This is a genomic window from Ralstonia insidiosa (genome assembly GCF_008801405.1).
GTDB classification, from domain to species: domain Bacteria; phylum Pseudomonadota; class Gammaproteobacteria; order Burkholderiales; family Burkholderiaceae; genus Ralstonia; species Ralstonia insidiosa.
Genome location: NZ_VZPV01000002.1, coordinates 1,164,013 through 1,177,497, shown reverse-complemented (window position 1 = coordinate 1,177,497; position 13,485 = coordinate 1,164,013). Strand labels below are relative to the sequence as shown.

Annotated in this window: 10 protein-coding genes; 2 read left to right on the top strand and 8 right to left on the bottom strand. The window is 62.4% G+C overall.

Annotation, left to right across the window (positions count from 1 at the left end):
- The 7 genes from F7R11_RS22125 to F7R11_RS22095 all read right to left on the bottom strand — a co-directional run.
- Window positions 1–533: fimbrial protein (locus tag F7R11_RS22125; RefSeq protein WP_064807813.1), on the bottom strand; the 533-nt coding region annotated here is incomplete at its 3' end.
- Between the two features lie 482 nt (window positions 534–1,015).
- Complete coding sequence (locus F7R11_RS22120) at window positions 1,016–1,555, bottom strand: fimbrial protein (protein ID WP_170288734.1); 540 nt, start codon at window positions 1,553–1,555, stop codon at window positions 1,016–1,018.
- A 220-nt stretch (window positions 1,556–1,775) separates the two neighbouring features.
- Window positions 1,776–2,537, bottom strand: a complete 762-nt coding sequence (locus tag F7R11_RS22115; protein WP_064807817.1) for a fimbrial biogenesis chaperone — start codon at window positions 2,535–2,537, stop codon at window positions 1,776–1,778.
- A 114-nt stretch (window positions 2,538–2,651) separates the two neighbouring features.
- Window positions 2,652–3,308: a response regulator transcription factor gene (locus tag F7R11_RS22110; RefSeq protein ID WP_064807819.1), complete on the bottom strand. Its 657-nt coding sequence runs from the start codon at window positions 3,306–3,308 to the stop codon at window positions 2,652–2,654.
- Window positions 3,305–4,747, bottom strand: a complete 1,443-nt coding sequence (locus F7R11_RS22105; protein ID WP_064807821.1) for a sensor histidine kinase — start codon at window positions 4,745–4,747, stop codon at window positions 3,305–3,307. The genes F7R11_RS22110 and F7R11_RS22105 overlap by 4 nt, the downstream gene beginning before the upstream one ends.
- Window positions 4,748–5,055: 308 nt before the next feature.
- A complete protein-coding gene (locus F7R11_RS22100; protein WP_064807823.1) occupies window positions 5,056–5,949 on the bottom strand; it encodes a LysR family transcriptional regulator in 894 nt (297 codons plus the stop codon).
- A gap of 53 nt (window positions 5,950–6,002) precedes the next feature.
- Window positions 6,003–6,662 (bottom strand): cysteine hydrolase family protein, encoded by a 660-nt coding sequence (locus tag F7R11_RS22095; RefSeq protein WP_104577586.1) that lies wholly within the window; start codon window positions 6,660–6,662, stop codon window positions 6,003–6,005.
- Between the two features lie 379 nt (window positions 6,663–7,041).
- Between F7R11_RS22095 and F7R11_RS22090 the strand changes: the two genes are divergently transcribed.
- Window positions 7,042–9,081 (top strand): TonB-dependent receptor, encoded by a 2,040-nt coding sequence (locus tag F7R11_RS22090; protein WP_231973410.1) that lies wholly within the window; start codon window positions 7,042–7,044, stop codon window positions 9,079–9,081.
- A gap of 18 nt (window positions 9,082–9,099) precedes the next feature.
- Here the strand turns inward: F7R11_RS22090 and F7R11_RS22085 are convergent, their stop codons facing one another.
- The gene (locus F7R11_RS22085) at window positions 9,100–10,572 is read right to left on the bottom strand and encodes a sensor domain-containing diguanylate cyclase (protein WP_064807826.1); all 1,473 of its coding nucleotides are present in this window, start codon (window positions 10,570–10,572) and stop codon (window positions 9,100–9,102) included.
- A 586-nt stretch (window positions 10,573–11,158) separates the two neighbouring features.
- On the opposite strand from F7R11_RS22085, the gene F7R11_RS22080 reads away from it, so the two are divergent.
- The gene (locus tag F7R11_RS22080; RefSeq protein WP_064807828.1) at window positions 11,159–13,426 is read left to right on the top strand and encodes a M1 family metallopeptidase; all 2,268 of its coding nucleotides are present in this window, start codon (window positions 11,159–11,161) and stop codon (window positions 13,424–13,426) included.
- Window positions 13,427–13,485: the final 59 nt, after the last annotated feature.

Genomic DNA, 13,485 nt, shown 5'->3' with positions numbered 1-13,485 from the left:
GGGTAGATCACCGAGTATTCAACGCTGGTGTCCACCAGACCTGCAGTCGCGGCACCCGTGGCGTAGTACTGGCCGTACAGCGGAATCGTGGCCGAGCCGCTGGTGATGGCGATGGTTTCGGAGTTGGTGTTGTCGAGCAGGTTGATGTCTTGACGCTTGCTGTTCATCAGCACCACGTCCACGTTGGTAGCCTGACCGGTACCGGTGGTGTTGCTCAGGCGGCCAGCTGCGTTGACGTTGGCGCCATTGTGGAAGTACGCCTTGACGTTGCTTTGCGTGCAAGCGTCGGCACCCGTACCACCCACCACGATGTTGAACGGCACTTCAGCAATACGCGAGCCCGCCGTCGCCAGCGAGTTGGCGGCAACCTTCGGCAGCGTAACGGTGGCGTTAGCGGCGCCAGTGCCGCCCACGTCGATCTTGCAGCTCGTGGCAACGACTTCACCCTTGAAGGTGATGGTGCCGTCAGAGGCTTGCGCCGAAGCAGCAACGCCCATGGCCAGAGCGGCGATTGCGATAGCGATCTTGTTCATAGTTTTGCGCAAAAAAATGAGATTGAGGTACGGGAGCATTCGGTTTGACCACCAGACATCGCCTCCCGAGTGCGCTTGCCTGTTGTCTTCAACTTTATGGAAAACCGACACCTTCGATAATCGGATTGCTCTGAATCTTGGGCGTTGCAGCATGGCCACAACCTTTGGGTTGGCGCGGGGTTGCACCTGTGTGCCGTTCAAAATTTGCTGCCGCGCCTTGCACCAAACGACGCATCAAGCGCATGTCGCATCGCGGTGCGGTTCGTACTGCCTGCAAGCAAATGCGATGGACTGGGCCACCATGCCGGCAGCGCTCATCCGCATAGGGCTGCCTAGGTGACTTGGCGATGCATGTTCGCGATGGCCTCACGGTGCGTCAGAACAACGCCCTTGGCAGATTGCCCCGAACAAGCCGGTGTCAGACAAAGCACTGACGGCCGGAAGCAAAAGCTCCGGCCGTTGCGATCATCAGATCAGGTCTATTAGGGGTAGATCACCGAGTATTCAACGCTGGTGTCCACCAGACCTGCAGTCGCGGCACCCGTGGCGTAGTACTGGCCGTACAGCGGAATCGTGGCCGAGCCGCTGGTGATGGCGATGGTTTCGGAGTTGGTGTTGTCGAGCAGGTTGATGTCTTGACGCTTGCTGTTCATCAGCACCACGTCCACGTTGGTAGCCTGACCGGTACCGGTGGTGTTGCTCAGGCGGCCAGCTGCGTTAACGTTGGCGCCCCTGTGGAAATACGCCTTGACGTTGCTTTGCGTGCAAGCATCCGCGCCAGGACCACCCACCACGATGTTGAACGGCACCTCAGAAGCACGGGAGCCCGCCGTTGCCAACGAGGTGGCGGCAACATTCGGCAGCGTAATGGTGGCATTGGCGGCACCTTCGCCGGCCACGTCGATCTTGCAGCTCGTCGAGAGGACCTCGCCGTCAAAAGTGATGGTGCCGTCGGCGGCTTGTGCCGAAGCGGCAATGCCCAGGGCCAGCGTGGCTGCCAGTGCGATAGCGATCTTGTTCATACTTGTAGGTGTACGCCAAACAAGGCGATTGAGCTTGCGGGAGATGGGAAATCCGAACCGAGGCATCGCCTCCCGAACGCGCTTGCCTGCAACAGGCAAGCCTACGAAACCCATACACTGCGCTGCAATCAGAATGCTCTGACTTTGCCGCGCTCTTCACGCAAAAACAGGCTTTCTTTGGACGTCACGCCGCCGCATCGCAGGCAGGCGTCGGCAATCTCTACCGACTGAGATCGGCTTCTTTCTCCCAGACCGCACCGTAGTCGTCAATCACATCAAAGCTGACTTTGACTGTGTCGCCGAGTTGGTCGGGGAGTCTGCGCTCATTGAGCCTGAACGTGGCTTGGTCACGTGGCGCAACCATGCCGCCCTCGTTCAACTTGCCGTAGCCATCGATCTTCAGGCCAATCCGAGCAAAGTTGACGTAGTAAGGCGAAGGGTTGAAGACCTGAAGCGCCGCACCTGCTCCGTCCCCGTCGGTCACCCACGTCCATTTCAGTTGCTTGAACGCCGTCGCAGCGCCCCCCGATAGCGCCACCGGCCGGAAGATCAGCTTGAGTCGCGTGCGAAATGCGAGTTGAAGAGCACTGTCATCCTTTCCGCCCGCAGATCCAGACGGCACTTCCAGCGCGTTGAACCAGTACAGGGTTTCCCGATCGAGCGGCAAAGGCTCGCGCGTATAACGCAAGCGTACTACCTGGCTCCTACCGGGCCCCATGCGAAAGATAGGCGGCACGAGAGCGAATGGCACATCGGCCTCTTCCGGTGCGGCCAACTCATCGCCGGCATCAACCCACACCTGTACCAGTGCGGGCACGGTGTTTTCGTTGGTCAACCGGACAGATACCTCTCTGTCCTGCGCGCCGTAGATGACGCGCGTTCCATCAACGACAACGGCGGCATGAGCGATGCTCGCACTCAGCCCGGCCCACCAGACCAGTGCAGCGGCGACACGACGAAATTGACAAGATGAACGAGACATACCAATCGATGTGCTTGCGTTGAATCGTGCAATTTTGATGAAGCACTGGCACGAGAGTTATAGGACTACTCCTAACCTTGCTGAAATTTCGTTACGCGCTGAACCGTGGCGAAGTCATACCGCCATCGGCTGCATGCGCGAAAGACTCAGCAACATCGCATAGTCACGCACCAGCTCCACAACAGACCTCACCTGCAGCTTGTCGAACACATTGGCGCGATAGGTCTCCACGGTACGTGGCGACAGGCCGCCGAGATTGCGCGCAATCTCCTTGTTGCTGAGGCCGCTCACGATGCCGTCGAAGACCTCTCTCTCGCGCGTGCTCAATGTCGCAATGCGCTCGGCCCGCACTTGCTGGTCGTCATTGCCATCGCATTGCTGACGCCGCTGGCGGATCGCTTGCTGGACCACGCTGATCAGCTCGTCGTCATCAACGGGCTTGCGCAGAAAGTCGAGCGCGCCGCCCTTGAATGCGCGGCGGCAGGAGTCGATGTTGCCGTGGCCGCTCATGACGACGATCGGCAAGTCGTAACGGCCGCTCACGTGATCCAGCAAGTCCAGGCCGCTCATGCCCGGCATGCGAATGTCGAACAACGCGCAGCCGAGCGCGCTGTCGCCGGCGTCTGCCAGAAAGCTATTGGCATCGGGATAGCAGCGGGTCTGCAGGCCGACGGTGCGCAACAGCAGCGCAAGGCCTTCGCGCACGGCTTCATCGTCATCAACGATGGCAACAACGGAGGTGTCGATCTGCGTGTCGGGGGTGGTTTTCATGCGGACTCCTCTGCGAGTGGAAGTGTCAGTACCGCCTCGGCACCACCGGACGGCAGGTTCTGCAGGGTCAGGGCGCCATCCAGGCGTTGCGCAAGCGTGTCGCACAACGGCAGGCCAAGGCCCAGCCCGCCGAAACGTGTCGTGAAGAAGGGTTCGAACAGGTGCGGCAGCACATCGGCGGGCACACCCGGGCCGTTGTCGACCACGCAGAAGCGGTAACGCTGCCCGACACAACTGCCGCTGACGCGAATCTCGCCACGCACGCCATTGCGCGGCGCGGCCACAAGGGCATCGCGTGCATTGCGGATCAGGTTGTACAGAATCTGCTCCACGGCAACCTGCTCGCCGAGTGGTTGTGCGCGCGGCGCGGTGTTGTTCCACACGAGGTGGATGTTGTCGCGCGCCAGCTCATCGCGAAACAGAAACAGCAGCGTGCTCATCAATGCATCGGTGTCGATAGCGCTGCGTTTTCCCGCCTGCGTGGATGCAACACCCGTGCGCAGCCGATCCAGAATGGCCGCCGCCCGCTTGGCCTGCGCAACGCCGGTTTGCAGCGCCCGGCGCACGCTGTCGCGCTCGGCCGGCATGTCGAGCATCCGTTCTGCGGCGCGGGTGTGCGTGATGATGGCGGTCAACGGTTGGTTGAGTTCGTGCGCGAGGCCGGCGGCCATCTCGCCAAACGTATCCAGCCGGCCAAACCGGTCGATACGGGCCCGTGTGTGTTCGCGCCTATGGACTTCGCGCATTCGCCATGCACCCGCCGCGCCCAGGGCGATCAGCACTGCAACGGCATTCCAGAGAGCAATCGGGAGCCAAGGCAGATCGGCCAGCGTCAGGGTGCGCGTGGTGTCCAGCACGAAGGCCTGCGGCTGCACGGGGAGGTGTTTTTCAAGCTGGAGCGTCCAGCCCGGCTGTGCATCTGAACGGGGTCGTTGCAACAACCCGAATGTGTGGTCGCGCAAACGCAGCGCGGCAGACGACACCGAATCTGGCCAGTCCCCTGCGTCAAGCATTTGCGATGGCGCAACGCGTACCGCCCAGCCACTCTCAGCAGCAACCCAGTACGCCTGCATGCCATCAAATTCCAGCGCGAACCTGCCGTTGTTGGCGTGGGCGAGCGCGGCCATCGGCATGATGCCGCCCTCCCCCTGCCATCCGGCGCCGGGGGTCCAGTGGGCGATAGCGGTGACTTGGGGCATGCGCTCGCGCAGGCTGTCGAGCATGTCTTCCGGAGGTGCGGCAAGCGGGGTCGCGCCCAGCGTCACCAGGATTGCCTCGTGCTGCGCGGCCTTCTGACTGAGCTGCCGGATGGCGATGCTGGAATCCTGAAAGAAGCGGTTGTACGCCTCTGAAACAGCGCGCGAGACGATCAGCGCCGTGCCCGCCAGGCTCAGTGCAAGCCAGGCCAGTAACAGGATGACGCGGGCGGGAATCTTCATGGGTGGGATGCGCTTTGGCTGGCGTTGTGGGGAGTGGGTTGTGTTGGCCACGGTGGCCCGGGATTCGCTCGCCCTCCCTGTCACGGCGAGGATGGCGATCGGACGGCGGCCGTCATTCGCCTGGCAAGGCGCGGCGAACTGCACGGCGTCTTCACGTGCAGAAGAATCGAAACGGAGAATCAGGTTGCGCCAGCGCCAGTGACCGGCCCCGCGTCACAATTCGACACGTGAGCGAATGTACCGACCGGCTGCGGTTGGGCGAATCGGAAAGGTCTGATTCCGCGTGGATGCGGCGCGCCGGATGCCGGCTAGTGCGCGCGGTAGTGCTCGCTCATGTAGTCGACAAAGGCCCGCACCTTGGGGGCCACATGGCGCGTGTGCGGATAGAGCGCGTAATAGAACCGCTTGCCGAGCGTGCAGCCCGGTAGCACGTGAACCAGATGCCCGCGCGCCAGCGCCGGCCGCACGGTGTTCCAGGTAAATGCGGCAATGCCGACGCCCGCCAGCGTGGCTGAATAGGCGGCGGTAATGGCATCGGTCGTGAGCCGCCCTTCCAGGGGAAGGTGCACTGCCTCACCTCGCGCGGGTTCGATCACCCATTCAGTGGCTGTCTGCGAGCCGGAAAAGGCAATCAGCTCGTGCTTGGCAAGGTCATGCGGTGTGGCCGGCAACCCGTGCCGGGCCAGATAGGCCGGTGAGGCGACCAACACGATATCGGACTCGACCAGGGTTCTCGCGACGAGGCTGCTGTCGCCCAAGGGTTGGCTGATCCGCAGCGCAACGTCAAAGCCGTCGGCAACAAGGTCGACCATCTCGTCACTGCACGACAGATCGAGGCGGATGTCGGGGTAACGCTTCTGGAAGGCCGGCAGCCAATCGTCAAGCTCCAGAGTGCCGATGGCCAGCGGCACGCTCACGCGCAAGGTGCCGGCCACACGCTGGTGCTCATGTGCCATGGCCTGTGTGGCGGCGTCCACCCGCGCGAGGATGTCGATGCAGGATTCGTAGTAGCGCTGCCCGGCGGCCGTCAGTGAAAAGCGCCGCGTTGTACGGTTGAGCAATTGCACGCCCAGCGCAGCTTCAAGATTCTTCAGCTGCCGTGACACGGAGGAATGCGTGCTGTCGAGGCGCTCCGCCGCAGCGGAAAACCCTTGTGCTTCGACGATGGCGCAAAACACGCGCATTGCAAGCAACTGGTCCATAGGCGTGAATGAAAAAGCGGGCTTGCGCCCGCTTTGTGCATCAGGATAGTGGATTAGCGCAGCGGCAGACGCTCGATCTCCGCCGTCTTCATGACATAGCCGAAGGTGTCTTCGACTTCGGCCAGCGCAGCGCGGTGGAGGTCATCCTTGTTGATCTTGTCGCCATTCGCACGGGTGATATCGCGCGTGGCAGAGGCGTCGGATGCTACCACGACGTTGTAGCCCAGCGGCGCCGCATCCCGCGCGGCACCGGCCACGCAGGCGTGGGTCATCAGGCCGGCAATCACCACGGTTTTGATGCCGCGTGCCTTCAGTTGCTTGTCGATGTCGGAGCTGGCAAACACGCTCACGGTGTCCTTCTTGACCAGGATGTCGCTTGTGCGCGGCTCCATGCCGGGCATGAACTTCACGGTGTCGCCGTCCACCGCAAACACGGCAGAGCCGGCTGGCGTGACGTGCTGCACCTGGAACACAGGCATCTTGTTCTTGTCGGCAAACGCGATCAGCTTCTTGGCGTTTTCCGCAGCCTTGGCGCCGTCCGGAATCGGCATCTTTCCGGTGGAGTATTCCTTCTGGAAGTCGATCACGATCAGCGCGGTCGTCTTCGGGTCCAGATGGTCCAGCGTGCCGATACCCGACATGGCGCGGATGGTGGGATGCGGATTGGGTTGTGCGGCAGAGGCGTTGGCAACCACCGCAGCCGAGAGCGACATGCCGGTGGCGAGCGTTTTGATGAAGTGGACAAGGCGGAAGGTCATGGCGGCTCCTGGGAAGAAAGTCAGGAGCGCAGTCTGTCAGCGTGCCTTGTTCAGGACCAGACCAGTTGGGCGACAGGATTTGTGCATGGCATGCACAAGTTGCTGCCCACCCAAATAGACCGAGTAGCCCAGCCCACCTAAGCGGCCCGTCAGGTGATACCGTCCGACCGGCATATGCCTTGCATACCCGCCACCCGCTTCAACCATCACAACCAAACATCTTGGGAGACTGCGCGACATGCGGCGCATGGGAATCACGTTGTCGGCACGGCTGCGATCGCCGCGCCTGCTGCAAACCTTGTTGGGCACCGCCCTTCTGCAACCACTGGCCGTGATGGCCGGCGGCACACAACAGAACGAACTGGCACTGGATGCCACCACCGTGCATGCACCACAAAGCGGCACGCGCACCGATGTCGACACGGCCAATACAGGTTATGTGTCGCGCGCGCAGCTGGAGAACCGCCCATTGCTGCGCCCCGGCGAACTGCTGGAAACGGTGCCCGGCCTGATCGTCACGCAGCACAGCGGAGATGGCAAAGCCAACCAGTACTTCCTGCGCGGCTTCAACCTGGACCACGGCACCGATCTGTCGACCACCGTGGCGGGCATGCCCGTCAACATGCGCACACACGCGCATGGGCAGGGCTATACCGATTTGAACTTCGTCATCCCGGAGCTGCTGAACGGCATTGCGTACCGCAAGGGGCCGTACTTTGCGGAGGAAGGCGATTTCTCTGCCGCGGGTTCGGTCCGCATGGACTACATCGACCGCTTTCCTGATGGGCAGCACGGCATCGCCCAAGCCGAGATTGGCGAGCACGGCTACAAGCGCGGGCTGCTGGCGGGGTCGACGGATTTGCCAACGGGCAGCCTGCTCTACGGCGTTGAGTGGTTGACCGAGAACGGCCCGTGGACGGTGCCCGAAGGCGTGCACAAGCTCAACGGCGTGCTGCGCTACACCGTGCCGCTGGGCGGCGGCGAGCGCTTGCGCATTGCCGGCATGGCATACAAGAACGCGTGGCAATCCACCGATCAGGTGCCGCAACGTGCGATTGACCAGGGCCTGATCTCCCGCTTTGGCGCCATTGACCCGACGGACGGCGGTGCGGCGTCGCGCTACAGCCTGTCGGCGGATTGGCTGCGGCCGCTGGGCGAAGGGTCCGTCACCGCCAATGCTTACGTCATCAAGAGCCGGCTCACGCTGTTCTCCAACTTCACCTACGCACTGACCAACCCGGAGCGCGCCGACCAGTTCATGCAGTTCGAGAACCGCACCACAGCAGGCGCCAACGCGGCACGCACCTGGTTCGGCACCCTGGCCGGGCGCGACAGCGAAACCGAGATCGGCACGCAAGTCCGCTATGACCGGCTGGACCCGATCAGCCTGTCGCAGACCGAAGCACGCACGCCGTATGCACTGGTACGCAGCGACACCGTGAACGAAACCAGCACCGCGCTCTACGCACGCAACAGCACGCAGTGGACACCCTGGCTACGCACCGTGGCCGGCCTGCGCGCCGAGCAGTACTGGTACAACGTGGGCAGCAGCAACCCCAGCAACGCCGGACGCGGCTCCGACCACATCCTCAGCCCCAAGCTGAGCCTCATCCTCTCGCCCGCCACGCAGACTGATGTGTTCTTCAACTGGGGACGCGGTTACCACAGCAACGACGTGCGCGGCGCCACCACCACAGTCGACCCGAGCACGGGTAGCCCGGTGCAGAAGGTGAGCGTCCTGGTGCCGGCGGTTGGGTATGAGGCCGGCATACGCACGCGCAATGTGTTGCCGGGTCTGCAGCTCTCGGCATCGTTGTGGCGGCTGGATATTGGCTCGGAGCTGGTCTTCTCGGGTGACAGCGGCACCACCGAGCCCAGCCGCCCGAGCCAGCGCACGGGCATTGAACTGGCCGCGTACTACACGCCCCGGCCCGATCTCATTGTCGATGCCGATGCGGCGTTCTCGCGCGCCCGGTACCGAGACCACGAGGCGGTGGGCGACACCATTCCCGAAGCCATTCAAACCACGGCATCGGCAGGCGTGTCCTGGGTGGCTGGCCGCTGGACGCTGGGCACGCGGCTGCGCTACTTCGGCCCGCGCCCGCTAATTGAAGACAACAGCGTGCGCTCGGCGTCGTCGTTCCTGGTCAACCTGAAGGCGGGCTATCGCATCCGCAAGGATGTGCGCGTGTTCGTGGAGGTGCTCAATGTGTTCAACAAGCGCGCAAACGACATCGACTACTACTATGCGTCGCGCCTGAAGGGGGAGCCGTCACCCGTTGATGCCGACGGCGTGCCGACCGGCATCCAGGACCACCACATCCACCCCGCCGAACCACGTACGTTGCGCGCGGGCATCGCCTGGAGTTTCTGACGCTCGTGCCCCACTTCCCTACGCTGGCCGCCCGCCCTCGTGCTGGACGCGCTTGTCTTCGTACATGGCGGCATCGGCCTCGCGCAGGGCGCTTTCCAGATGGCCAGCCTCGTGGCACGTCGCACAGCCCATCGAAAAGCCAAGCACCGAGCCTGAATAGAACTGGTTGTTCAACTCAACCAGCTTGCGCAGGCTTTCCATCAGCGTCTGGCCGGCATGCGCGTCTGCGCCGGGCATGAGTATCGCAAACTCGTCGCCACCGATACGTGCCGCGTATGACGGCTTGTCAACGGCCTTGCCGAGTACCTCGCCGGCGCGGCGCAGCAGTGCATCGCCCGCGGCGTGGCCGAGCTGGTCGTTGACGGTCTTCAGGTCGTTCAGGTCGATCATGATGACCGTCACGGGGAACGGCCCCTTGCGCTCCAGCCGGTTGACCTCGTCCACGTAGAACGAGCGGTTCTTCAGCTTGGTCAGCACGTCGTGCTTGCCGAGGTATTCCAGGTAGGACTCGGCCTTCTTGCGCGCGGTGATGTCGGTCAGGGCCAGCAGCACCTTGCTCCAATCCTTCTCGCGCCCGGGAAACACGGAAAACTGCAGGTGGATGTTCAGCGGGTTGCCGTCCAGCGCGTAGTTGACCACCTCGCGCTGCTGGAAGAGCTTGCCCTCCCACAGGTCGATCAACTGCTCGCGAAAGTGCGGGCGCATGTCGTCGCGAAACACTTCGGGCAGGCGGCTGAGCAAATCGTTGCGGTTGCGCGCCTTGAACATCTCCAGGGTGAAGCCGTTGACGTCCAGCACCTGGATCTCCTGCATGCAGCGCTCGACAAACTCGGGGTGCACATCGGTAAAGGTGCGGAAATCCGAGATGCCCTGCTCGCGCACTTCATCCAGCAGCGCCTTGATGATGCTGAAGTTCTCCACCCACAGCGAGACGGGGGCGTGCTCGAACACGCCCTGCGCATAGAGCTGGCTGGCGGCGACGCGGCGCCGGGCGTCTTCCAGCTCGGTAATGTCGTCCACGGCCACGAGCACGCGGTCCCACGGCTGATCGTGATCGGGCAGCAGCACGCCCTTGAGCAGGATGTCGAGGCGTCGGCCGTCGAGCGTGTAGTTGACGCTGCGGCTCTCGAATGACGGACTGCCAGACCAGAGCTGCACGAGCTCGCCCACATGGGCTTCGAGCATGTCGTCGCGCAGCACTTCTGCCAGGCGGGCGGTGAGCTGATCGGTATCCTGGGCAGCGTACATCGCCAGGGTGCGCCGGTTCACGCGTAGCACCTTGATGCAGGCCGAGCACGCCGCCACGCGTGATACGTCCTCTTCCAGAAAGCGCTGCAGGTCGGTCACCCCGGCTTCACGCCATTTGGCGAACAGGCGATGGAGATCGCTGTAGTCCTCCAGCCAGAGCGAGGTGGGAGTGACATCGAAGAAGTCGATCAGATCGACTCCGACGGCAGCCGGGCTGCTGACGCTATCGGACGCGGATTGCATGAAACGCTCAACCAAGAGAACGAGTTAACCAACGTTGCGAGCGTACAGGCTTTGCGCACCGCCGCGCGCGATGCTTGCCTCATCCGGAAGAATTACTCCTGCATGACGACAGCCCCCCAAGCGCCGTCAGCTAATCGTCAGACTATATTCAGTGTGTTTTTATTCCGCATTATCGACAGGCGCTGCGCGTACAGTTTTTCTTTATCTAACGTTGTAATAAAGCGCCGCCCCATCTTTACGAAACATGCAAGAAGCGCGCGCTTCATTTCGATTTTTCAACGCACTTTGCAAAACTCGCATGTGGCCCCCAAGAGGACCCCGTCGGAACGTGTTCCCCCGGGTCAAAAACTACAAGAAATCGGGCAATTGATTGCCGCATGTGAATTAAAAAACTTCGTCTCGATTCAGAGAACTTTTCCTCCAGAATCCGTGCATCCCTGAGCAGGGCTGTGACGACACTGTCACGCCATGTCGTCGTTTATGTCCTGCGACTGCGGGATTATTCCTGTCCTGATTCGGCGGTCCTTCCCCCCAAATCTTTTCGAGCCCTGGGCTGCCGATTCGTTTCCATCTGAGGAGAAAGGCAATGCGGGATTCGACCACCACCCGTCGTACGGCCGCGACATATGCCAACGGCGCAGCGACCAGCGGCGCAGGCGACCGTCACACACGTCGCACGTTCAAACTCGCCCTAGTGGCCCAGGCGACAGCGGCAATGATGATTCTGGCGGCTTGCGGCGGCGGCGGAGACGACACGCTCAGCCCTGCAGGCGGCAAGCTCGGCGCCAACGGCTCAGAGCAGCAGGGCAATGCCAATACCGGCAACATCAATGCACCGGCACCGGCGGTGGATGCATCCGTACCGCCCGTGGAATTGCCGGACTACATCAAGCCGGTCAACTACAAGCTGTGGTTCCGCCCCAGCGCAGACCTCAACAGCTTCTCAGGCCGTGCCGATGTGGAGATCAAGGTCACCAAGCAGACCGGCGCAGTTACGCTGGCCGTGCGTGACCTGAAGCTCGACGCCTCGCGCCTGACGCTCACGCCTACCTCGGGCAACGGCCCGTCGCGCGTGCTGGTGCCGATTCCGCAATCACAAGGTGCCTTCTATGACCTGCGCGACCCGACCGCCGACATCAAGCCCGGCAACTACGTGCTGCACATGGAGTGGACGGGCACGATCAACTTCACCAAGGCTGAGGGCATCTTCAAGCTGGGCCTGCAGGCCGCTACGGGGGAAAGCTCGGATGCCATCGTCACGCAGGGCGAATCCAACTTTGCGCGCGAATGGTTCCCGAGCTGGGACGAGCCCGCCTTCCGCAACACATTTGAGGTGACGGCAGAAATCCCGGGCGACTGGAAGGCCGTGGCCAACGGCAAGCAGACCGGCGCGACCAAGCTGCCGGATGGCTATCAGCAAGTCTCGTTTGCCAAGACGCCTTCGATGCCGGCCTATCTGCTGTTCTTCGGCGGCGGCAAGTTCGACATTCTGGAAGACAAGTTCACCAACCCGCTGGATGGCAGCAGCATGCGCCTGCGCTGGTGGGTACCACCTGGCGAGGCGCACTCCGCAGTGGCCGGCATGCAGTTCACGAAGGAAGCGCTGAACCACTACTACAACTACTTCCAGATCCCGCTGCCGTTCGACAAGATGGACACCATCGTCGCCAACGACAGCTACAACAACAAGAACGCCGGCTTTGGCGGCATGGAGAACTGGGGCGCCATCTTCGAGTTTGCCGATCAGGTGCTGGTGCCGCCCGAGGGTGCGCCCACGACCGTCCACTCGATGGGCAAGGGGCGCTCGTTCGTGGTGGTATCGCATGAATTGGCGCACCAATGGTTTGGTGACCTGGTCACGCTGGACTGGTGGGATGACATCTGGCTGAACGAATCCTTCGCCAACTGGTTCGAGAACGTCACGAAGATCACCATCCACCCCGAGTTTCCGGGCAACACGTGGGCCAACTATGCGGCGGTCAAGCAGCGCGTGATCACGCTGGATCTACAGCCGACGGCCGTGCCGGTGCAGCACAACCTGAGCGATGCTGGCTCGATGGATTTCCTCGACAGCTTTGCCTACAACAAGGGCGGCCACGTTCTGCAGATGTTGGAGAACTACATCGGCAAGGACGCGATGCGCAAGGGCCTGCAGAGCTACCTGAACAAGTACAAGTTCGGTAACGGCACGCCGCCGCGCCTGTGGGCAGAACTGGAAGCCGCCAGCGGCAAGCCCGCGGGTATGGTCAGTAAGGTGGGCGACAGCTTCGTGCGCCAGACGGGCCTGCCGCTCGTCACCATTGATGCGCAGTGCAACCCGGCCACCAACCAGAACGTGCTGACCATCACGCAGCGCGCGTTCCCGAACAAGAACGTGTACTCCGGCTACCAGTGGAACGTGCCGCTCACGCTGGCGTATGGCGACAACTTCAGCAAGACGCAGACCATCGTGCTGGACCAGCAGACCGCGCAGGTCACGCTGCCGACGTGCTCGGCCGTGCTGGCCAACCCGTCGGGCCTGGACTACTACGTGACCAACTACAGCCCGACGCTGTGGAGCAACCTGCTGGCGCAGGCCGGTGCCATCACCACCGACGCCACGAAGACCAACATCGCAGGCGATGCCACGCAGTTGTACAACGCGCAGCTGATCACCAAAGCGCAGTACGACCAGATCGTCGGTATCAAGAACTTCCAGCCTGCCGTGGCCACGCTGGCTGCGCAGGCGGTGAAGCCGACCGGCTCGCTGCGTCCGCAAGCGGTGCAGCTGCAGGAAATGCAGTCGATGGATCGCCCGATCCACAAGTTCCGCTACGAAGGCGTCATGAAGCACCTGACCGACATCAAGCGGTAAGCACCAAAGCAAACGGGCCACTTCTTACGAGGTGGCCCGCTGCAACGTTGGCTCCCGAT

Coding starts and splice junctions, on each gene's coding strand:
- F7R11_RS22120 (WP_170288734.1), bottom strand. CDS start 1,555: ATGAACAAGATCGCTATCGCACTGGCAGCCACGCTGGCCCTGGGCATT.
- F7R11_RS22115 (WP_064807817.1), bottom strand. CDS start 2,537: ATGTCTCGTTCATCTTGTCAATTTCGTCGTGTCGCCGCTGCACTGGTC.
- F7R11_RS22110 (WP_064807819.1), bottom strand. CDS start 3,308: ATGAAAACCACCCCCGACACGCAGATCGACACCTCCGTTGTTGCCATC.
- F7R11_RS22105 (WP_064807821.1), bottom strand. CDS start 4,747: ATGAAGATTCCCGCCCGCGTCATCCTGTTACTGGCCTGGCTTGCACTG.
- F7R11_RS22100 (WP_064807823.1), bottom strand. CDS start 5,949: ATGGACCAGTTGCTTGCAATGCGCGTGTTTTGCGCCATCGTCGAAGCA.
- F7R11_RS22095 (WP_104577586.1), bottom strand. CDS start 6,662: ATGTCGCTCTCGGCTGCGGTGGTTGCCAACGCCTCTGCCGCACAACCC.
- F7R11_RS22090 (WP_231973410.1), top strand. CDS start 7,042: ATGGCCGGCGGCACACAACAGAACGAACTGGCACTGGATGCCACCACC.
- F7R11_RS22085 (WP_064807826.1), bottom strand. CDS start 10,572: ATGCAATCCGCGTCCGATAGCGTCAGCAGCCCGGCTGCCGTCGGAGTC.
- F7R11_RS22080 (WP_064807828.1), top strand. CDS start 11,159: ATGCGGGATTCGACCACCACCCGTCGTACGGCCGCGACATATGCCAAC.